At 26.3% G+C, this 22,240-nt stretch carries 26 protein-coding genes; 7 read left to right on the forward strand and 19 right to left on the reverse strand.

Features of this window, described 5'->3' with window-relative positions:
• Positions 1-2 precede the first annotated feature (2 nt).
• From LPB137_RS08805 to LPB137_RS08885, 17 genes are all read right to left on the reverse strand, one after another.
• Positions 3-842, reverse strand: a complete 840-nt coding sequence (locus tag LPB137_RS08805; protein ID WP_076087152.1) for an SEL1-like repeat protein — start codon at positions 840-842, stop codon at positions 3-5.
• A 260-nt stretch (positions 843-1,102) separates the two neighbouring features.
• Positions 1,103-1,564, reverse strand: a complete 462-nt coding sequence (locus LPB137_RS08810; protein WP_076087154.1) for an N-acetyltransferase — start codon at positions 1,562-1,564, stop codon at positions 1,103-1,105.
• Positions 1,554-2,156 (reverse strand): ribosome biogenesis GTP-binding protein YihA/YsxC, encoded by a 603-nt coding sequence (gene yihA, locus LPB137_RS08815; RefSeq protein ID WP_076087156.1) that lies wholly within the window; start codon positions 2,154-2,156, stop codon positions 1,554-1,556. The genes LPB137_RS08810 and yihA overlap by 11 nt, the downstream gene beginning before the upstream one ends.
• 12 nt (positions 2,157-2,168) lie before the next feature.
• Entirely contained in the window at positions 2,169-2,654 is a 486-nt protein-coding gene (lptA, locus tag LPB137_RS08820) for a lipopolysaccharide transport periplasmic protein LptA (protein ID WP_076087159.1), read from the reverse strand.
• A gap of 9 nt (positions 2,655-2,663) precedes the next feature.
• The gene (locus LPB137_RS08825) at positions 2,664-3,197 is read right to left on the reverse strand and encodes an LPS export ABC transporter periplasmic protein LptC (RefSeq protein ID WP_076087161.1); all 534 of its coding nucleotides are present in this window, start codon (positions 3,195-3,197) and stop codon (positions 2,664-2,666) included.
• Positions 3,188-3,685 (reverse strand): KdsC family phosphatase, encoded by a 498-nt coding sequence (locus LPB137_RS08830; RefSeq protein ID WP_076087163.1) that lies wholly within the window; start codon positions 3,683-3,685, stop codon positions 3,188-3,190. Before LPB137_RS08830 ends, LPB137_RS08825 begins: the two co-directional genes overlap by 10 nt.
• Entirely contained in the window at positions 3,682-4,254 is a 573-nt protein-coding gene (hisB, locus tag LPB137_RS08835; protein WP_076087165.1) for an imidazoleglycerol-phosphate dehydratase HisB, read from the reverse strand. The genes LPB137_RS08830 and hisB overlap by 4 nt, the downstream gene beginning before the upstream one ends.
• Positions 4,255-4,262: 8 nt before the next feature.
• A complete protein-coding gene (locus LPB137_RS08840) occupies positions 4,263-5,150 on the reverse strand; it encodes a septal ring lytic transglycosylase RlpA family protein (RefSeq protein ID WP_076087167.1) in 888 nt (295 codons plus the stop codon).
• Positions 5,134-6,516: a lytic transglycosylase domain-containing protein gene (locus LPB137_RS08845; protein WP_076087170.1), complete on the reverse strand. Its 1,383-nt coding sequence runs from the start codon at positions 6,514-6,516 to the stop codon at positions 5,134-5,136. Before LPB137_RS08845 ends, LPB137_RS08840 begins: the two co-directional genes overlap by 17 nt.
• Before the next feature lie 37 nt (positions 6,517-6,553).
• Positions 6,554-7,342, reverse strand: a complete 789-nt coding sequence (locus LPB137_RS08850) for a TatD family hydrolase (protein ID WP_076087172.1) — start codon at positions 7,340-7,342, stop codon at positions 6,554-6,556.
• Positions 7,339-7,644 (reverse strand): hypothetical protein, encoded by a 306-nt coding sequence (locus LPB137_RS08855; RefSeq protein ID WP_076087174.1) that lies wholly within the window; start codon positions 7,642-7,644, stop codon positions 7,339-7,341. Before LPB137_RS08855 ends, LPB137_RS08850 begins: the two co-directional genes overlap by 4 nt.
• 60 nt (positions 7,645-7,704) lie before the next feature.
• Complete coding sequence (gene hslU, locus LPB137_RS08860; protein WP_076087176.1) at positions 7,705-9,033, reverse strand: ATP-dependent protease ATPase subunit HslU; 1,329 nt, start codon at positions 9,031-9,033, stop codon at positions 7,705-7,707.
• A gap of 6 nt (positions 9,034-9,039) precedes the next feature.
• Entirely contained in the window at positions 9,040-9,576 is a 537-nt protein-coding gene (gene hslV / locus LPB137_RS08865; protein ID WP_076087178.1) for an ATP-dependent protease subunit HslV, read from the reverse strand.
• Positions 9,577-9,580: 4 nt separating this feature from the next.
• Positions 9,581-10,027, reverse strand: a complete 447-nt coding sequence (gene rplI / locus LPB137_RS08870; protein WP_076087180.1) for a 50S ribosomal protein L9 — start codon at positions 10,025-10,027, stop codon at positions 9,581-9,583.
• A 62-nt stretch (positions 10,028-10,089) separates the two neighbouring features.
• Complete coding sequence (locus tag LPB137_RS08875; RefSeq protein WP_076087182.1) at positions 10,090-11,289, reverse strand: ArsS family sensor histidine kinase; 1,200 nt, start codon at positions 11,287-11,289, stop codon at positions 10,090-10,092.
• Positions 11,286-11,951: a response regulator transcription factor gene (locus LPB137_RS08880; RefSeq protein WP_076087184.1), complete on the reverse strand. Its 666-nt coding sequence runs from the start codon at positions 11,949-11,951 to the stop codon at positions 11,286-11,288. Before LPB137_RS08880 ends, LPB137_RS08875 begins: the two co-directional genes overlap by 4 nt.
• A gap of 103 nt (positions 11,952-12,054) precedes the next feature.
• Positions 12,055-12,696 carry a recombinase family protein gene (locus LPB137_RS08885; RefSeq protein ID WP_076087186.1) on the reverse strand — a complete coding sequence of 214 codons (642 nt, stop codon included), beginning with the start codon at positions 12,694-12,696 and terminating at the stop codon, positions 12,055-12,057.
• Positions 12,697-12,940: 244 nt separating this feature from the next.
• Here LPB137_RS08885 and LPB137_RS08890 point away from each other — a divergent pair, with 244 nt between their 5' ends.
• Genes LPB137_RS08890 through LPB137_RS08920 form a run of 7 tightly spaced genes read left to right on the forward strand, consistent with a single transcriptional unit; the run spans position 12,941 to position 19,091 of the window.
• Positions 12,941-13,495 (forward strand): UbiX family flavin prenyltransferase, encoded by a 555-nt coding sequence (locus LPB137_RS08890; RefSeq protein ID WP_076087188.1) that lies wholly within the window; start codon positions 12,941-12,943, stop codon positions 13,493-13,495.
• 2 nt (positions 13,496-13,497) lie between these two features.
• Entirely contained in the window at positions 13,498-13,989 is a 492-nt protein-coding gene (gene coaD / locus LPB137_RS08895; RefSeq protein WP_076087191.1) for a pantetheine-phosphate adenylyltransferase, read from the forward strand.
• Positions 13,980-14,546, forward strand: a complete 567-nt coding sequence (gene tmk, locus LPB137_RS08900) for a dTMP kinase (RefSeq protein ID WP_076087193.1) — start codon at positions 13,980-13,982, stop codon at positions 14,544-14,546. Before coaD ends, tmk begins: the two co-directional genes overlap by 10 nt.
• Positions 14,539-15,774 (forward strand): histidine--tRNA ligase, encoded by a 1,236-nt coding sequence (gene hisS / locus LPB137_RS08905; RefSeq protein ID WP_076087195.1) that lies wholly within the window; start codon positions 14,539-14,541, stop codon positions 15,772-15,774. The genes tmk and hisS overlap by 8 nt, the downstream gene beginning before the upstream one ends.
• Before the next feature lies 1 nt (position 15,775).
• Complete coding sequence (speA, locus tag LPB137_RS08910) at positions 15,776-17,581, forward strand: biosynthetic arginine decarboxylase (RefSeq protein WP_076087196.1); 1,806 nt, start codon at positions 15,776-15,778, stop codon at positions 17,579-17,581.
• On the forward strand, positions 17,574-18,350 hold the full coding sequence (gene cysE, locus LPB137_RS08915) for a serine O-acetyltransferase (RefSeq protein WP_083657211.1): 777 nt from the start codon (positions 17,574-17,576) through the stop codon (positions 18,348-18,350). Before speA ends, cysE begins: the two co-directional genes overlap by 8 nt.
• A 9-nt stretch (positions 18,351-18,359) precedes the next feature.
• On the forward strand, positions 18,360-19,091 hold the full coding sequence (locus LPB137_RS08920) for a sulfite exporter TauE/SafE family protein (protein ID WP_076087198.1): 732 nt from the start codon (positions 18,360-18,362) through the stop codon (positions 19,089-19,091).
• 120 nt (positions 19,092-19,211) lie between these two features.
• Here LPB137_RS08920 and LPB137_RS08925 read toward each other — a convergent pair whose 3' ends face one another.
• On the reverse strand, positions 19,212-21,692 hold the full coding sequence (locus tag LPB137_RS08925) for an aconitase family protein (protein WP_076087201.1): 2,481 nt from the start codon (positions 21,690-21,692) through the stop codon (positions 19,212-19,214).
• 68 nt (positions 21,693-21,760) lie between these two features.
• Complete coding sequence (locus tag LPB137_RS08930) at positions 21,761-22,234, reverse strand: ankyrin repeat domain-containing protein (RefSeq protein WP_076087203.1); 474 nt, start codon at positions 22,232-22,234, stop codon at positions 21,761-21,763.
• Positions 22,235-22,240: the final 6 nt, after the last annotated feature.

Below are 22,240 nucleotides of genomic sequence, written 5' to 3' on the forward strand. Positions count from 1 at the left end.
TTTTAAAAACCTTCTTTACTTAGAACTTCATAATATTTACAAGCTTTCTCATATCCATAAGAGCAAGCTTGTTTAAATAAGTTTTTAGCAGTTGTTTTATTTTTAGAAATACCTCTTCCTTCATAATAAGATACACCTAAATTCATACAACTATTACCAAAGCCACCATCACAACCAATTTTATACAGTTTGTTGGCTTTAATTATATCTTTTGTAACTCCTAAACCTTTTGCATATAAAAGTCCTAAATTATAACAACTTATCGATACTCCATCAAGACATGCTTTTTCATAAAGAATTTTAGCTTTTTTATAATTTTGTTCTATACCTCGTCCATGTTTATATAAAACACCTAAGTTCATACAAGCTTGAGATAAACCGCCTTCGCATGCTTTGTCATATAAAGAAATCGCTTTTGAATAATCTTGCTTAACAGCACCGATACCTTTTTCAAATAAATATGCAGCATTATGACAGCCTCTAAAAACATCTCCCTCACAAGCTTTTAAATATAACTTACTTGCTTTAATATAATCAGTTTTTAGACCTTTTCCTTTTGCGTAAAGTAAAGCTAAATTATAACAACTATTATAAACATCTCCACCATCACAAGCTTTTTGATATAATTTGGCAGCTTTATTATAATCTTGTTTTACACTTTTCCCATTTTGATATAAAAGAGCTAAATTATAACAAGCTACATATCTGTTCTCATCACAAGAATTTTTATATAGTTCTCTAGCTTCATTATAATTCTGTTTTATATATTCATGATTACCTTTAGTTAAATCACTTGCATTTAATATAGAAAACATAATCAAACATAATATTACAAATCTCATAGTTTCTCCTATTAAAAATTATTATCTTTAATAATACTACAATTATTTTTTTATTTAAATAATATAATATGAAATTTAATGATATGTATGTTAGTTATAAAGTTATTATGATTTTTATACACAATTTAAAAAAAGGCTAAACTTGTAAATTATACTTTAATATTATTTTAAGGTTTTAAATTTTACAAAAAAAATGTTTTTATATGTTGTAGAATTTAATAATTAGAAAAATTTATAAATTTCTCTAATTATTTGGTTTTTCAAAGATCAAAAACCATCGCAATTTCGTCACAAATTGGGAAATGTTTACATCTAATACAATCTGCCCAGATTTTATGTTCTGGAATTGCTTCTTTTTCAATTACTCTAAAACCAGATTTTTCAAAAAAGCTTTTTGCATATGTTAAGGATAGTACTTGCTCTAATTTATACTCTTTTGCTTCTTTAATACATTCATCAACAAGTTTATTTCCAAGTTCAAAACCTCTATATTGTTTTGATACAACTAAACTTCTTACTTCTGCTAATCTTGCAGAATGTATATGTAAAGCAGTAAATCCTGCAATTTTACCATCTACTTGCACAATAATATAAGATCTAATAGTATTTGCCATTTCATCTTCTGTTCGTAAAAGAATATTACCGTTTTCAACTTCTGCTTTTACTAGCTCTTGCATAGCAGGAATATCAGTAACATTTGGCTTATAAAACTTAATTTCCAAATAAGTACTCCGTAATTTTATTTTGAAGGTCAATTACACCTTGTTTTTTTAAGTTAGAAATAAATATACCGTCAGGATTATTTCTTTTTAATTTTTGCAAATCATTCTTTTTTAATTTGTCAATTTTTGTAAAAGCATTGATGATAATTTGATCACCTCTTTTTGTTGCTTTTAAAAACTCATCAACATTTTTATCAATTTCTAATCCAATATGTCTAGAATCAATTAAATGTACAAAAATTTGTAAACATGGTCTTTGTTCTAAATATCCAGTTAAATTACTATTCCAATCTCTTTTTAAGCTTTTTGAAACTTTCGCATAACCAAAGCCTGGTAAATCAACAAACCTTGCATATAAAAAAGGCATTGCTTCTTTATCTGTTTTAAACTTAATATTAAAGTAGTTTATTAGCTGTGTTTTTCCAGGAGTAGAAGATGATTTAGCTAAACCTTTTCTATTTGTTAATGTATTTAGTAAAGAAGATTTACCTACGTTTGATCTACCTAAAAAAGCTACTTCAGCTTTGTCTGGGCTTGGAGAGTCTTGTATACTTTGAGCTGACTCCATAAAGTTTGCTTCAACTATTCTCATTTAATATTATCCTTATTTTTCTGAGCCACGCTCAACATTTATGATAAATCTAACAGGTTTTTTATCACTTCCATTAACTTTGGCTTCACCTGATAATTGATTTACATAAATTTTATCACCATAAATTTTTCTATCATCATTTTTCTCTTGTAAAAATCCATTTCCCATTACAGTATATTCTTGTTTTAATGGAGAATATATAATTTTATCACCATTTCCCACGTAATGTTTTGTATCTGTAACTATTTCAAAATCTACTTTTCCTGTTGCTATATATTTTGAAGGAACTTTGTTTGTACTTCCTTTTCTATTTACAAAAAACATTTCAACTTTTTGTGCGTTTAATTTATCTTTTCCCATTTGGATTTTTACATTTCCTGTAAATACAGAAATACCTTTTTTATCATTTGCCTCAAAGTTTTTTGCATCAATAATAAGCTGTTGCGTTTGTGCTAATAAAAATGTCGAAAACATTAATAAACTTAATACAAGTTTCATTTTTTACCTTTATTTTTTATTTTTTACTTCAATTTCAAAATGTATATTGTCTGACTTCATATTACTATTAAAAGCATCTAAATATAAATTTGTACCCTTTACATAGTTATTATAATAATTACCATCATAAGCTACACTATTTTGAGCTAATCGTGTTTTTAAATTATAATTTAATTCATTAGTATTTAAAGTTATAAAATCATCTCTTTTATATTTAACATCTCTTCTTAAAGTTAAATCATCACCTTTTTTAATAATAACTTGTGCTTTTAAAGTTTCTATTTTAAAATTTTTTTCTTTTAAGTTATTACGTAAAAAAACATCTGCATCAAACATTTCATCTCGTGTTTTATATCTAATGACATGACTTGCATTTACTGTTCTTGAAACATTTTGCTCATTTAAAGTATGCATAATTGGTTTTTCAAATATTACTAAAGGGATGTCTTTACTATCATCATCTTTTATTACATTATCTACAGGTATAAAATATGCACCTGCAGCCAAGATAAGTAATGAATAATTGAAAAGTTTTATATCCATGCGTTTAAAAAATCCTCTTCTATACCATCTTCTTTACAAATGTATTCAATCATTTCTCTAACAGCTCCACTTCCACCAGGGGCTGTACAAACTACATTTACAAACTCTTTTAAGTATTGCGTTCCATTTGCAGGAGTAAATGATAAACCAGCTTTTTTAAGCATTTTATAATCATTTAAATCATCACCAATTGCTGCAACTTGATTCCATGAAAGTTCTTCTTTATCTAAAATACTTTGAAGTACTTCATCTTTATTATGAATTCCTTGGTGTAGGTGTTCAATTTTTAAATCCCCAGCTCGTCTTTCAACTATTAAAGAGTTTCTTCCTGTAATAATCGCAGCTTTCTTGCCAAGTTTTTTTGTCCAAGTAGCAATAGCTAAACCATCTGCAACATCAAAAGATTTTAATTCATCACCATTATTTGTATAAGTAATCTGACCATTTGTCAAAGTTCCATCAACATCAAGTACAATTAATTCAATCATAAAACACCCTTAGTACTAGGGATTCCTAATCTTTCATTTTTAACTAGTGCACGTCTTAAAGCAACTGCAAAAGCTTTAAATGATGCTTCTAAAATATGATGTTTATTTCTTCCTCTATCTTGAATAATATGAACAGTTAATCCAGCATTTCCACTTAATGCATGAAAAAATTCCTCAGCTAATTCAACATCAAAATCTCCAACCTTACCACTTACATTTACATCATAAACTAAATATGGTCTATTTGATAAATCTAATGCACATGTAGTTGCTGCTTCATCCATTACAACAGTTGCATTACCATATCTTTCAACTGCTTGTATTGGAAAGATTTCTTGTTTTAAAGCTTTCCCCATTACAATTCCACAATCTTCTACTGTGTGGTGTGCATCAATATGTAAATCACCTTTACAAGATAATTCTAAATCCATTCCACTATGCTTAGAAAGAGCTTCTAACATATGATCAAAGAAGCCAACTCCTGTATTAATATTAGATTTACCAGTTCCATTTATATCTAACTTACATTTGATATCTGTTTCTTTTGTTTTTCTATTTTGTTCTACCATTTTTAACCCTATCTTCTAATTATAACTGCATTATTTAAGCCATTTAAATCTTTAAACATTTGTGCTTGATTACGAGAGTTAAACCCTCTAATCAATACTTTATGCAAAAACCTATCATTTGAAACTACTTTTACAATATCTACTTTATATTGATTATTTAAAATACTTTCATATTTTCTTTTTGTTGTTATTGCACCATCAAGTTTAGAAAAAGCTCCCACTTGTATATTAAAATTATCATTAACTAAAGTTTCTTCTTTTATTTGAATAGGAGCAATAGGCTTTATTTTTTGAACAACTTTTCTAGGTTTTGCTACTTTTTTATATGCTTGTTTAACAGGTGCATTATAATTTTGTATTTCCCCATTATATCCTAAAACTGTAACTTTTACTCTTGCAGTTCCTTTTCTAACCATATCAATTTCATGAGCAGCTGTATTTGATAAATCTATGATTCTTCCATCAACAAAAGGTCCTCTATCATTTACTCTTACAATTACACTTTTCCCATTCTCAAGATTATCAACTCTTACAACAGTATTCATAGGTAATGTTTTATGAGCAGCTGTTAAATCATACATATTATAAGTTTCACCATTTGAGGTTTTTTTAGCATGAAAGTTTGGCCCATACCAAGAAGCAATTCCTCTAAATTCATCATCAATATTTGGAATAAAAGGATAATACTTTTCACCAAAAACTGTATATGGACGTAATGTTGCTCTATGCATTGCTTTTGAATTTCTAATATTACTATTTGATGTATCTTTATATATTTTATTAATATCTGATCTATTTACTACATGCTTTTTAGATGAACAACCTGTTATTAAAAGTGCTCCAGCTAATAAACCTGTTGTCAAACCATATTTAAAAAACTTATTTATATATTGCAATTTTATCTCCAACTTTTATTTTATTTGATTTTAACTTATTATCTTTTTTTAGCTTTTTTATACTTACTTTAAATCTATAAGAAATTCCACTTAGAGAATCTCCATTTTTTACTTTATATATTTGTCTTTTATATTTTTTACTAACTTTTTTTACTTTATTATTATAAATTGGTATTACTAATTTTTGTTTTAATGATAGTTTATTTGTTTTTAATTCATTAAACTTTTTAATAAAAGAATACTTTACTTTAAACTTATTACCAATACTAGATAAAGTATCACCTTTTTTAACACGATATATTACATAAGAATCACTTCTAATCTTATTTTTATTTTTATTATATCTTTCTAATTTTAAATAAGGAATATTGATATCATATTTTTTTACATCACTAGGAATTATATATTGTTTGATATGTAAATTCATTTTTGCTAATGTTGAAAACTTCATATTTAAAACACTTGCAATACTTCTTAAATGTAAGCCACCTTTTGCTTTTACAGTTGTTAAAGTAGAGTTTATATCTCTATCAAAGATATATCCCTTTTTTAAGAAATTTCTATTTGCAATCATTGAAAGAACAACAATTTTTCGTAAATATGCTCTACTTTCTCTTGGAAGATATTGTCTGTCTAAATTGCTTTGAACTGTTAAAAGGTCTCTTGCTGTTAAAGGAATATTTAATTTTTTAATCTTTTTATAAATTTTATTAATTTTATAAAAATCTTTTTTTGTTCTTAAATATTCTTTAATTGTTTTTCTATAGTCTTTTATCTTTTTACTATTTTCTTTGTTTGGATAAATTCTAATATATTTGTCAATGCTTGCACGTGTAATTGCTTCAATTACTCTTCCTTCACCACAATTATAAGCAAGTATTGCTAAATACCATTTATCAAATCTTTTATGGTGATGTTTTAAGTATTTTGAAGCAGCATGTGTTGATTTAACAAAGTCTAATCTTTCATCAACATATTCATCATTTCGTAAATTATAAATTTTTGCAGTACTTGGCATAAATTGCCATAAACCTAATGCTCCAGTAGAAGACCTTACATCTAATTTAAAATTTGACTCTGCCATAGAAAGATATAAAAAACTTGAAGGTAATCCTTCTTGGTTTAAAACTTCTTTTATTTTCGATATATAAATAGATGAATTTTTTAAATTTCTTTTATAAATATGAAAATGATTTCTATCTGATAATTTATTATATAAGTCTTGAAGATGTTCATCATGAGTAAAAGATTTTTCTAAGTTTAAGTCTTTTAAAACTTCATAATCTTTTTTATTAAAATTTAAAGCATTTGCGCTAGTAAAAATAGAAGCTAAACATAAAAATACAATTAGTAATATTTTATTCAAGTAAATTCCTATCTTTAGTATATTATAGATATTTTATCTAAGATAGACTAGAAAACTCTTTAAATAATTTAATTGCATTTTTTGTAGTAATTGTTTCTATTTCTTCTCTTGATATTTCAAGAATTTCAGCCATCTTATCAGCTACAAAAACTGTATAATATGGTTCATTTCTTTTACCTCTAAAAGGATGTGGAGTAAGGTAAGGACCATCTGTTTCTATAATTAATTTATCTTGAGGAATTTTAGGGAGGATGGCAACTAGTTTCTTTGCATTTTTAAAAGTTACAACTCCACCAATTCCAAAATAAAAGTTATGTTCACTTAAAGGAAGTAAATGTTCACTTGCATTAAAGCAGTGTAAAACACCACCAACTTCTTTTGCGTTATAATCCATTAGAATTTGTCTAGAGTCATTTGAAGCCTCTCTTACATGAACAATTAAAGGTTTTTTTACTTTTTTTGCAAACTCTATTTGTGCAATAAAAACTTCTTTTTGTTTTTTAACATTGGCGATTTTTTCTTCTTCATCTTCTGGAAGCCTAAAATAATCTAAACCACACTCACCTACTGCAATACATTTTGGATGATTTATATATTTTTCTAAAACAGTTTCATCATACATGTCTATATCATAAGGATGAATTCCAACTGCGAAAAAAACTTCATCATATTTTTCGGCAAGCTTTATTGCTTGTGGTAAATCATTAAAATCTGCACCAGGGATTAAAAAACCTTTAACCCCATGTGATAGTGCATTTTGTATTACTTCTTCAATATCATCATAATATTGTTTGTTGTCTAAGTGACAATGAGTATCTATTATTATACTAAAAACCTTTTTTCAACTAAGTTTAATAAACCATTTATTTCAGATAAATCAGAAGCTATAATCCAAGCGTCAATTCCAAAATTTTTAAAAGCATCATAATCTGTTTCATCTTCAATTATTGCAATTGAAACGAACTTTTCTTTTCCATGCTCACTTTTGTTTTCTTCAAATTCAAAAATAGAATCTATATTTATAATAAAAATATCAGCTTCTTGTGATACTCCACTATGAAAATATTCTACCTTATGTTCATCATTGAATAAGTTATCATCTAGTTCACAGAATGTAATTATATTCATATAAAATCTCCTAAATTTGTTTAATAGTGTATTCTATCTAAAAAATTATTAAATACAAAGTTATAGAATATAACGGGCAGTATCTTCGTTATCTACAATCTCATCAAGTTTTTCTTCAACTAAATCTTTAGATACAATTATCTTTTCACCCTTTTTCTCATCAGCTTCAAAAGAAATATCTTCAATAACTTTTTCAATAACAGTATGAAGACGTCTAGCACCAATATCCTCAGTCATTTCATTTGCTGTTACAGAATATTTAGCAAAAGCTCTAATTGCACTATCATCAAATTCTAAGTCTACTTCTTCAACAGCTAATAATGCTTTATATTGCTTTAATAGTGAATTCTTTGTATTAGTTAAAATTTTATATAAAGCTTCTTCATCTAATGATTCTAACTCAACTCTTAAAGGAAATCTTCCTTGAAGTTCAGGTAATAAATCACTTGGTTTTGATACATGAAAAGCACCAGCAGCAATAAATAAAATATGATCAGTTTTAACTTGACCAAACTTTGTTTGAACAGAACTACCTTCAACAATTGGAAGTAAGTCTCTTTGAACACCCTCTTTACTTGGGTCTTGGTTTTGATTAGTTTTTCCTGATGCAATCTTATCAATTTCATCTAAGAATATAATTCCACCATTTTGAGCTCTTTTAACTGCTTCAATTTTAATAGCTTCTTCATCTAATAAAGAAGAACTAGCTTCATCTCTTAATAAAACTTTTGCATCTTTAATACTTACTTCTTTTTTGATTTTGTCTTTATTAAGTCCACCTAACATTTTATTTAGGCTTTCTTGCATTGATGACATATCCATAGGCATATTCGAATCTAAGATCTCAACATGAGCTTTTTTAGGAACTTCTATTTCAATTTTTTTATCATCTAAAGAACCATCTAAAAGTTTCTTTTCCATAACATTATATGTTTTAATAAAAGATTCTTTAGCATTTTCACTAGCAGTATCAGGAAGAGGTGGAACTAAAATTTCTATAATTTTCTTATGAACTTCATCTTGAATTTTATCTTTAATTTTATCTTCATATTCACGTGTTACTATATTTATTGATTCATATACTAAATCTCTAATCATAGATTCAACATCACGACCTACGAATCCAACTTCAGTGTATTTACTAGCTTCAACTTTTACAAAAGGTAAAGACATCATTTTTGCTAATCTTCTAGCAATTTCAGTTTTTCCAATACCAGTACTACCAATCATTAGAATGTTTTTAGGCATTATTTCTTCTTGTAAAACTGGTTCTACTTTCATTCTTCTGTATCTATTTCGTAAAGCTAATGCAATTGTTTTTTTAGCATTATTTTGTCCAATAATATAATCATCTAAGTATGCAACAATTTGCTTTGGTGTTAAATCCATACTTTTTTAATCCTCTAATTTTAATAATTTAATATTTTGATTTGTATATATACAAAGTTCACCTGCAATCATTAGTGATTCTTTTACTACAGCTTCTTCATCTAAATCTGAATGCTTTGCAAGTGCCCTAGCTGCTGAAATTGCAAAATTTCCACCCGAACCAATTGAAGCGATACATCCATCTTCAGGTTCAACTACATCGCCATTTCCACTTAAAATAAAAATATGATCTTTATTAAGTACAATCATCATAGCTTCTAAACGTCTTAGGACTTTATCTTTTCTCCACTCTTTAGAAAATGCAATAACAGCTTTTAATAAATCACCTTTTGTTGATTCTAAATGAGTTTCAAACATATCATAAAGATTAAAAGCATCGGCAGTACTTCCAGCGAAACCTGAAAGAATTTGATCTTTATAAAGTTTTCTAATTTTTGTAGCATTACCTTTTAAAACTGTATTACCAAAAGTAACTTGACCGTCACCTCCAATTACAGCTTTATCTTTACCTTTATATGCAAGTATAGTAGTAGCGTCAAACATCTAATTATTCTCCAATAATTATTACTTCTAGGTTTGCATGAACTGCATGTCCTAATTTACAATCAACTGTAAAAGTACCTTCCGATTTAATTTTTTTCTCTAATGAAAGATTCTTTTTATCAACTTCAATACTAAATTGATTCTTTAATTCTTCAGAAATTTCTTTATTTGTAACAGAACCAATTAAATGTCCATTTGCACCAATTTTGTGTTTGATAGTAAGTTTAGTTGAGTTTAATTTTTCTGCTAATTCATTTGCGCTTGCAATTTCTTCTGCTTCTTTTGCTTCTTTTCTTTTTTGTTCTGCTTTATATTTTGCTAATACTTCATTTGTTGCATGTAAAGCTAAACCTTTTCCAATTAGAAAGTTTTTTCCATATCCATCTTTAACTTCTTTAACTTCTCCAGCTTTTCCTGTACCTTGTACGTCTTTAATTAATAAAACTTTCATATTTTCTCCATGTATATAAATATTTTGTATATTACTATAATTTGAATTATCAGCAGTTTAACTTAATGATTAATTATAATTTTAAATATATTATTATCATCAATATACTCATATTCAAACTCATAATTATGCATATTCAAGATAGATTTAACAATATAAAGTCCTAGTCCCATTCCATGGTTTTTAGACTCAACATCATTATGAAAGGGCTTAAAATATTCATTGATGTCTTTTTGTAGTTTAACTCCCTTTGAAATAAAGATAATTTCATTCTCATTTTGTTTAATTTTCACTTTTCCATCACTTGAATATCTTAAAGCATTATCAATAAGATTTTTAAATACCATTGACATCAAAGATAAATCAGCTTTTACCTTTTTTTCTTCTTCTAAATTTAAAAATATTTTGTCATTACTATTTTCTAATAATAATGATTTAAAAGCATCATCAAAAATCAATGATAATGAAATGATTTGCTTAGTGATTTTATAATTTTGAGAAACAACTTGTTCTACTTTTGAAAAATCATTGATTAAAAAATCAAGTCTTTTAAAAATATTTACCATTCTTCCTTTTTGTTTCTCATCATCAATTAATTCACTAACAATTCGTCCTTTTGCAATAGGAGTTTTAAGTTCATGCATTATTGTTCGTAAAAACAATTGTCTAGAGTTAAGTAATAATTCAATTTTTCTCACTGCTTTATCAAATTCATTTGATACATCAGCAATTTCATCTTTTTTATCACTTTTACAGTTTATTGATAAATTACCTTGAGAGAAACTTGTAATATTTGTTTTTAAATCTTTTAAAGGTTGTAAGCTTCTAATTAACCAAATATATAAAGAAATCAAAAGTAGTAATAAAAAAACAAAAATAATATAAGAATAATTTGAAAATGAGTACATATTTAAATCTTTAAACAATACTTGAGTGAAAGGTGTTTTAATATGAAAGTACAAAATATCTTTATATTCTAATAAATCATATTCTCTTTTCATTATAATTGAATTACTATTTTCCAATACTTCTTTTGGCTTTTCTACAATTTCAAAAGGCAAACTTTTCATATGATTTATCAAATCATATTTATCCATTCTATGTTCTTTTAAATATTTTGTAATATTTTCATAATATCTTTCGACAACAACATATTTTCGTTTCTTTTCATAATCAATATAAAAAAAGAACAAAGCAATTAAAATAGATATAGAAATAAGAAAAACAAGAGATATTTTACTAGTTATTGAGTTTAAATTCATTGTACTAACTTATAGCCTAAATTACGAATCGAAAATAAGTATTTAGGATTTTTAGAATTATCATTTAATTTACTACGTAATCTTCCTATAATTACATCTAAACTCTTACTATAACTATCACTTAAACTTGAACATTGATTTACGATTTGTTCTCTTGAGACAATTGCATTTTTATTTTCAATTAATGAACTTAAAACCTCATATTCAGCTTGCGTTAAAATAAGTTCGTCATTTTTAAAAGTGATTTCTTGTTTTATTTTATTTAAAATGAAATTACTTTTTTCTTCTTCTGGTTTATTATTCTTATTAATTCGTCTTAATAAGCTTTGTATAACTGCATACATCTCTTTTGGATCATAAGGTTTAGGTAAATAATAATCAGCACCAGTTTGCAGTCCCATAATCTTATCAGTAATATCAGCTCTTGCACTTGAAATAATAATAGGAATATCATATTTTGATGATATTTCCTTACAAACGTCAAGACCATCCATACCAGGAAGAGTTAAGTCTAAAATTAATAAATCATAAGAAGAAATCCCAGCACTAAGTCCTAAATAAGGATCTTCATAATTTGTAATTTTTATATTATATTTTTCTAAATATTCACCTAAAAAAACTGAAAACTCAGGATCATCTTCAATCATTAAAATATTAGTCATTAAATATCCTCATTTTATTTATAAATAGTATATATCACTATAATTAATATTAGTTAAATATAAAGTAAATGAAAGTAAATACAGATATACCTTGATATAGTAATTAACTTGCTATATCAAGGGTATTAGGCAAATTTTGTCTAATGTTCCTTTTTTTAACGTAATTATTTAAACCTATATGATTGTTATATCCTAATAGTTTTGCAATTTTTCTAACAGAAAGACCAACAGAAAGCAATTCTTCGATTTTATCTCTTTGTTTATCAAACTTAGATTTTTGTATTGTTCCAACTGGTTTACCTAAACTAACACCTGAAAGTTTTTTAGCAGTAAGAGCTTCTTTTGTTCTTAAACTCATAAGGTCTTTTTCTAAATTAATAGTCATAGAAATCATGCCTAAAATCATTTGAGTTAACATATCTTTATCGTCTACTAATTCTAAGTTTTGATTAACTACTAATATTTTTATTTTATTAGATAAAAGAAATTTTACAATCTCTAAAATTGTTTCAATTGTTCTTCCAAATACGTTCAAATCAGAAACAATAATTGTAGAGTTTTTTTCACAATTTCTAAGTAATTCTAGGATGTTTTTTTCATCACTTGGCATACTAATATCTATTTCAATATTTTTGTATATATCAATTTTATGTTTATTAACATAATTATCTAATATATCTTTTTGTTCCTGTGTATACTTCTCATTATTTTTGTTTAATCTAAGATATGTAAAAACATTTGACATGATTTATTCCTTAACATAAAGTATATTTTTAATATATAAGAAAACATAGTGTTTATTTATATATATTTAAATATTATACATAATGTTATCAAGATACAAATTAAAATAAGCTTAAAAATTAATCAAATTAATGATATATCTTACTTTTAAATAGTATGTATTTACACATATACTTATACAATTTGAATTAAAAGCCATTTTTGGATAATATCTTTTTTCATATAGAAAATAAAAAAGGTATCTTATGAAAATTACTGTAGCAATATCAGGAGCTAGTGGTGCTAGTTTAGGACTTAATTTTGTTAAAAAAATTCCTTCAAATATTGAAGTTTTTGTAGTGCTTTCAAAGAGTGCAAAAATTGCATTAAAATTAGAAAATGGAATTTCTGTAAAAAAAACTTTTGAAGATTATAAAAATGTAACAATATTTCAAGACTCCAATATAGCAGCACCCATTGCATCTGGTTCTTTTGAGGTAGATAAGATGATAGTGATTCCTTGTTCAATGAATACACTTGCAAAATGTTCTGTTGGAATTTCTGATTCACTAATTACAAGAGCCTTTACAGTAATGCTAAAAGAAAACAGAGATATTGTTTTAGCTCCTAGAGAAATGCCTTTTAATTCAATTGCATTAGAAAATATGTTAAAATTATCTAAACTTGGAGTAACGATAGCTCCTCCTATTCTTGGATACTATTCAAGCCAACAAACCTTAGAAGAAATGGAAAATTTTTTAATAGGAAAATGGTTTGATTTATTAAAAATTGACAATAATTTATATAAAAGATGGAAATAAAAATGCCTAGAAATATTACAGAAAGACAATCTCATCAAAAAGCGATATATAGTGGGACTTTTGACCCAATTACGAATGGACACTTAGATATTATTTCAAGAGCTGCAAATATATTTGATGAAGTAATTATAGCAGTTGCACAAAGTGAATTAAAAGGGCCTATGTTCTCTCATGAAAAAAGAGTAGAATTTGTAAATGCAGCAACGCATCATCTTCCAAATGTTCGAGTTGAAGGTTTTGATACATTGCTTGTAGACCTTGCAACCCAGTTAAATGTGAACACTATCATTAGAGGTTTACGAGCAGTTTCTGATTTTGAGTTCGAACTGCAAATGGGTTATGCAAATGCTTCAATAAACGATAAAATCGAAACAGTATACCTAATGCCTACACTTGAAAATGCTTTTGTTTCATCTACAATTGTAAGAGAAATTATAAGATTTGATGGTAAATTTCAGCATCTAGTACCTAAAGAAGTTTTAAAATGTATGTAGTTGTCGAAGGTATTGATACAGCAGGAAAATCAACACAATTAGAACTTTTACAAAAGAAACATCAAAATGCAATTTTTACAAAAGAACCAGGTGGTACAAATATTGGAATAAAACTTAGGCAAATGGCTTTAAATGGGGAAGCAAAATCAAAAATTGCTGAAATGTTCTTATTCTTAGCAGATCGAGCTGAACATATTGAAGAAGTAATAGTAACAAATAAAGAAAAAACTGTTATTTCAGATAGATCTATGATTTCAGGTATTGCATATGCATCATTGTTTCCTTTAGAAAAAATGATTGAACTAAATTTATTAGCTACAAATAATATTTTACCTACACATGTAATTTTATTAGAGTTAAGTCCACAAGAGCTTAAATATAGACTATCGCAAAAAGAAAATGATGCTATTGAGCTTAGAGGTATTGATTATTTGATCAATATACAAAATAGAATGAAACAAACGATAACAAAACTAGGCATTAATCATATTTTTATTGATGCTTCTTTAAAAATTGAAGAAATAGAAAAACAAATAGAGGATTTTTTAAATGAGTAAACAAGAAAACAAGGGCACTATTCAAAGTCTTAGAGGAATGAAAGATATTGTAAATGAAGAAAGTACATTATTTACATATTTTGTTGATAATGCCTCTGCTATTGCAAAAAAATATGGATTTTCTTATATGGAAACACCAATTTTAGAAGAAACAGCTTTATTTAAAAGATCAGTAGGTGAAAGTTCTGATATTGTTAACAAAGAAATGTATAATTTTACAGATAAAGGTGAACACGAAGTTTGCCTAAGACCAGAGGGAACAGCAGGTGTTGTAAGACATTTTGTTGAAAAAAAACTTGACCGTGCTGGGGGAACTCAAAGATGGTATTATTATGGTCCAATGTTTAGATATGAAAGACCTCAAAAAGGAAGATTAAGAGAATTTCATCAGTTTGGTTGTGAAGTATTTGGTATAGATTCAGTTTATGAAGATGCAAATATTATAATGATGATAAAAGATATTCTTGACTTCTTTAAAATTGGCTTTAAATTACAGTTAAACTCCCTAGGAGACCTTAATTGCATGCCTCAATACAAAGAAAATCTTGTACAACATTTAACTGGCTTTAAAGATGAACTATGTGAGGATTGTCAAAAAAGAATAACTACAAATCCAATTAGAGTGCTTGATTGTAAAAATGAATCATGCCAAGCAAAATTAGTAAATGCTCCTAAAATTACTCATAACTTATGTGAGTCTTGTAATACTGATTTTGAAAAGTTAAAAGAAATTTTAGAATTTAATGGCGTTGAATTTGAAGTTGATACTAACTTAGTACGAGGTTTAGACTACTATTCTAAAACTGCTTTTGAATTTGTATCAAATGAAATTGGTGCGCAAAGTGCTATTGCTGGTGGAGGTAGATACGATAGACTTGTAGAATTCCTTGGAGGTCGTCCTACACCTGGAATTGGTTTTGCTATTGGAATTGAAAGATTATTAGAACTTGTAAAAATGCAAGAATCAAAAGAAGATATTGTTTATATTGGTGCTTTAGATGAAGCTTCATTGAACACTGTATTAAAAACTGCTAATTCTAAAAGAAAAACTACAAAAACAATTATAGAATACACTCCAAGAGGTTTTGGTAAGCATTTTAAGCTTGCAGAAAAATCAGGTGCAAACATAGTTGCATTAATTGGAGAAAAAGAGCTTCTTGAGCAGACAATATATGTTAAAAATATAGAAACAAGAGAAGAAAAAACTATTAAAATAGAGGAATTCTAGATTGAATAATTATGGAATTAATATTTGGAGTGATGATAACTTCATAATTGAAGATGGAGAAGCAAAAATAAATTATGCTTCAAAACCATCTTTAATATCAATAGTAAAAGAAGTAAGAGAGCAAGACTTTAAAGGTCCTTTACTTTTACGATTTCCACATATAACAAATAAGCAAATAAATACCTTATATTCAACTTTTAATGACTGTATAAAAGAGTATAAATATAATGGAAGTTTTAATGCAGTTTTCCCTTTAAAGGTAAATCAACTGCCAATGTTTGTTAAACCTCTTATACAAAATGGTAAAGAATTTAATTATGGCTTAGAAGCTGGAAGCAAAGCTGAACTTATCATTGCAATGTCATATAATAATCTTAATTCCCCTATAACAGTTAACGGCTTTAAAGATAAAGAAATGATTCACTTAGGATTTATTGCTAAAGAAAAAGGCCATAATATAACACTTATTATTGAAGGTCTTAATGAATTGGAAACAATAATAGAGGTTCAAAAAGAAACTTCTTTGTCTTGTCCTAATATTGGATTAAGAGTTAGACTTCACAGTGGAGGTAGTGGAATTTGGGCAAAAAGTGGTGGTATTAATTCTAAGTTTGGATTAACTTCAACAGAGATACTTCAAGCCTATAGATTAATAGCAACAAACAATATGAGTGAATATCTTACAATGATTCATTTTCATATTGGTTCTGCTATGAATTCTATTAAACCTTTGAAGAAAGCATTAAGAGAAGCTGGACATATTTATGCTGAACTTAAAAACTTAGGTGCTAGTAGTTTAAACAATATAAATATAGGTGGAGGTTTAGCTGTTGAATATTCTGCTTATGAAAGAAGTAGATTTTATTCATTAAGAGAATTTGCAAGTGATGTAATCTTTACATTAAAAGATATTGCTAAACAAAAAGGTGTTGATGAACCAAATATTTTCACTGAATCAGGAAGATTTATATCTGCAGCTTCAACAGTTTTAATTGCTCCAGTTTTAGAATTATTTTCATCTGAACATAATATAAAAGATTTAAATCTAAAAAAAGACAATCCTCCTTTAATTACAGAATTAAATGCACTATTTAAACATATGACTAAGAAAACATCTTATGAATATATGCATGATGCAATTGATCATATGGAATCCTTATTAACTCTATTTGATTTAGGTTATATTGATTTACAAGATAGATCAAATGCAGAAGTTCTAGTTCACCAGATTATAAAAAAAGCTATATCTCAACTTGAAGTTGAAGATTATGAAGAATTAAAGAAACTTGATGAAAATATTCAAGAAAAATATCTAATAAACTTTTCTATCTTCCAATCACTTCCTGATTACTGGGGAATAGATCAAGAGTTTCCAATAATGCCATTAACACATCTTGATAAAAAACCAACAAGATCTGCATCTTTATGGGATATCACATGTGATAGTGATGGAGAGCTTCCGTTTGATTCAAAAAAACCTTTGTATTTACATGATGTTGATCTTAATAAAGAAGATTATTTTCTAGGTTTTTTTAATGTTGGCGCATATCAAGATACTTTAGGGATGAAACATAATTTGTTTTCTCATCCAACTGAAGTAAATGTAGTGTTTAAAGATGGAGTTGTAATGTTTGATGAAATTAATGAATCTCAAACAATTATGGATATTTTAGAAGATATTGATTATGATCCAAGTGATATTAAAAAAAGACTTAAAGAAAATTTAGATATAAACACATACAAAATACTAGAGAAATATTTAAATGATAATTCTTACTTAAAAACAATTTGGAGTTATAATGACTAAAGAGAACAGTTCTGAAAAAGAAATAGACAGTAATAAAGAAATTAATAAAAATAAAATATCATTTTTTAAACAAATAAAAGAAGACTTTAATGTACCGAAATTAAATGACCCTGCATTAGAATCAAACCTAGAGCTTTTCTTTAACTACCCAGGTGTTTGGGCTATAATGAGTCATAGAGTTACAAATAAACTATATTTAAAAGGCTGGAAAAGAACAGCTAGAGTTTTAGGTGGAATTACTTCACTATTTACAAAAACAGATATACATCCAGCAGCAACTATAGGACGACGTGTATTTATTGACCATGCTATTGGTGTAGTTATTGGAGCAACTACAATAATTGAAGATGATGTACTTATATATCAAGGTGTAACACTAGGTGGTGTTAGCTTAGATAAAGGAAAACGACATCCTACTATTAAATCAAACTCGGTAATAGGAAGTGGTGCAAAAGTTTTAGGAAATATTACTATTGGAAAAAACTCAAAAGTTGGAGCAAACTCTGTAGTAGTTTGTGATGTTCCTAAGAACTCAACAGCAGTTGGAGTTCCAGCAAAAATTCTTAAAAGAGATAATAAAAATTGTAAATTGGCACATGCAGATTTACCTGATATTAATAAAGAGATGTTTAAATATTTAATTGAAAGAATTCATGTTTTAGAAACTGCATTAAAAGAAGAAGATGGAATTGATGTAAGCCAAAAAGATAAAAAACTTGAAGAAGATTATAATAAATTCATTAATGCAATGAATTCAATAAGAAAATAAAATTTTAAAATGTATGATTTAGCTGCTTTTGGAATTATAACTGGTTTTATATCAGGATTCTTTGGTGTTGGTGGAGGTTTGATTTTAGTGCCAATGCTTTTAGTATCTGGATTTATAATGAAAGAAGCTGTTGCTATTTCTATTATGCAGATGGTATTTTCATCAATATATGGTTCATTTCTAAACTCTAAAAAAGCAACAGGAGTTCTAAAAGATGGAATAATCATTGGAATTGGTGGTTTTGTTGGAGGTTTACAAAGTGGATATATTGTAACAAACGTCTCTAATGAAATACTTCAATATGTATTTATTGTAATACTTGTTTATTCTATTATAAAAATATTTATAACTCCAGCTGAACATGACTGCGATCAAAAATCAAAAAGTAAAGTGACTTTATTTATTATTGGTTTCTTTACAGGACTAGTTGCTATGAGTATTGGTGTAGGTGGTTCTGTGATATTAACACCTATTTTAGTAGGTTTTTTAAAATATGATTTAAAAGCAGCAACAGCACTTGGATTATTCTTTGTAATTTTTTCTTCAATTGCTGGGTTTACTTCACTTTCATTAAGTGGACACATGCTTTTTACACAAGGTGCTATTGTAGGTGTTTGTTCATTAATAGGTGTTTATTTTGGAATTATGCTAAAAAATAAAGTTCATTCAAACTCATATAAAAAATATATTTTACTTCTAAATACTCTAATTTTAATAACTATGCTTTACAAAACTTTTTAATTGTAATCATTTTGTAATTGATGTAATTTATAATTACGCATAGACATAATAAAAAAAGATTACGCGAACAATCTTTTATCTTCTTTCAAATACAACTGCAATTGTATTTGAAACTTGTCTTTATTTTAAATTATCTTTTAAAAGATATTCAACTGCCCCACCCTTTTTATAATATTCAACTTCTAAACTATTTTCTAATTTTGATTGAAAAGTAATAACTCTTACCTCATCATTTTTTACAATTTTTATATCAATTTTATCATTTGCTTTTATTCTATTTGTATCAATACTTAGAAGTTCATTACCTTCTAATTTTAAAGAGTCAATATCATCTTCAATAAATTCTAAAGGTAGAATACCAACTTTTACTAAATCATTCTTGTATCTATTAGAAAAAGATTTTGCAATAACAATTTTTACACCTAAAAGCTTTAAACCTTTTACTGACCAATCATTAATTTTTCCAAGTCCAAATCTATTTCCAGCAATTACTACTAAAGGAGTTTGATTCTCTTTCATTTTAAGACTAAAATCATACATAGTCATAATTTCACCACTTATAAAATCTTTTGTATATCCACCTACTTTTGGATAAACTATTCTATTTTTTAATTTTAAATTAGAAAGAATTGATCTTATCATTACATAAGCATTTGCATGTCTATTTTCATAAGTATTAAACTCATCAGGTCTAAGACCAAGTGATTTAAGATATAAAGCACAAGGAGAATAAGAACTGATATTTCCAAGAGGAGATAAATCTTCTGTGTTTATATTATCATCTAGTAAAGCTAATATCTTTGCATTTGAAATATTTATACTCTCTTTATTTTTAATATTAAAACTATCTATTTTATTAACATAAGTAGCATTTTTTTCATAATCATAATTTAAAGACTCACTTGTTTTAATATCTTTCCATTTTTCATCACCTGTAAATACATCTGTATATAACTCTTTATATATAGAAAAATCTAATTTCTCTATATATTCATTAACCTCGTGCATACTAGGCCAAATGTCACTTAGGTATATATCTTGAACTAAACTTTCTTTTGTTATTTCAAAATTTGTATTTCCTTTTAGAGAGTAAGCTATTACTAAAGCAGGTGACATCATCCAATTTAATTTAATTAAGTTACTAAGCTTATTATCTTTAATTCTTTTACTATTACTTACACAAACTACATTCAAATTAAATTTTTCAATATCTAAAGCAATACTCTCACTTATAGTAATTTCATCTTTATCAATAATTTTAAAATTAAGCTTTTCTAGATATTTTAGTAAATCAAGTTTTTCTAAATATTGTTTTTGCACTAAAGAATCAAAAACAATAAACTTACTAATATCTTTGTTTATAAATATTCCAAAATCACTGGCTTTCTTTGCAATAAGACAAGCTTGTATTAATAAAGAGATACTCTTTTCAGTAGACATATCAATAAGTGATAAAACAATTTGATTGTCTTGTACAAACTTACCTTTTTTAAACGTTTTTAATTTAGCAGATAAATCTTTTATAAAAATTTCTTCTTCAATTGTTTTTAAAAGAATTGTAATAGGTTTAAGTGTCGATAAATCAAGATTAATACTTTCATCATATTTTATATTTGAAAAGCCTTGATATAAATCTTGTTTCTCATAATACATTTTGATTAATGAAGCATCGACACCTCTTGTTTTTTCTATATAAGAAATTGTATTATCATCAATAGGGAAATAACCACTTAATCCTTTACACTCAATTACTAAATTAGAAAACAACACTCTATCTTCAATAGATATGTTTTTTAAACCATCTCCATAAAACTCAACAATTTTTCCATTAATGTTTTTGTTTATTAAAATGGTTTTTAAATTTTGTATTACATCTTTAAAACTAAGACCTTGTGAGAGTGAACCTTTAATTTCAATACCTATAACATTAGGAAAATCAAAAGTAACATAAGAGTCAAAAATTGTACTTTGCAATTGTAATCTTCCAACATTAAGTCCCAAAACACCTAATGAATTAATTATAGTACTATGTTCATCTGTTCCACATAAAACTTCAGGAAAAAGAAAAACTTTGTTATTGATACTACTTAAGCTTATCATTGTCGATAAATATTCTAAATTTATTTGAGAATTGTTTATATTGGGAGGAATTATGGATATATTTTTATATTTATTGGCTACATACTTTAAGAAGGTATATCTTTCTTTATTCTTTTTTTCATTTTTGTCTATATCTTCATCAAGGTTATCTACAATAACATCAATCATAACTTTTGGCTGTATTAATTTGCTAGATATATTTTTAATATTAAAGTAATCATTTATACTATCAAAGTCTACAAGTAAAGGAACAGAGTTCAATTCATTTAAAACTATTCGATTAGAAATAAATTTTATTTGACTTAAAGAGCTTCTATTTGCGAAAACATTAAGAACATCATCTATTTTATTTTCATCTGTATTTCTAATATTTTGTTCTAGTAATATTTTTAAAGTATAAGGTAAGTTTCGTAATTTTGGAGAAGCTTCAAATATTTTTTTTAAATCACAATAATTGTAGCTATTACTATTAAACTCAAAACTATTTACAAATTTATTCAAAATTAATTCTTTCTACTGTTTTAATTTTCTATTAATTAAAAAGTATCTAAATAAACTTTAATTATTAATTATTTAAATAGACTTTTTATATAAAACATAGATGTATTAAGCCATGTATAAAATTTATTTCTCTTATTATTTGTTAAATACTCATAAATATCTTTATGTCCAAATAAAGAAGCAAAAGTAATTGGTGTTGTTCCCATTCCATTATTGGCATATTTATTTGCACCATTTTCTACAAGTATTTTTACAATATTTAAATACCCTTTAAAACAAACACCAGCAAGTGGTGTTTGTCCTCTATCATTTCTCTTATCAATTGAAGCATTATTTTGTATTAAGTAAGTTACTACCTCTTCTTGATTATTATAAGAAGCTAACATTAATAAAGTATTACCTTTTGTATCACACAAATCAATATTTAATCCTGCATCAATCATTTTTGATAATTCAAAAACATTTCCATGTCTTGCAAAATCTAATGCCATTTCTTGTAGTTGTAAATATCTTTGTTCTTCATCTTGAGTAATTGAAATCATATTTCT

This window comes from Poseidonibacter parvus (assembly GCF_001956695.1).
Lineage (GTDB): Bacteria > Campylobacterota > Campylobacteria > Campylobacterales > Arcobacteraceae > Poseidonibacter > Poseidonibacter parvus.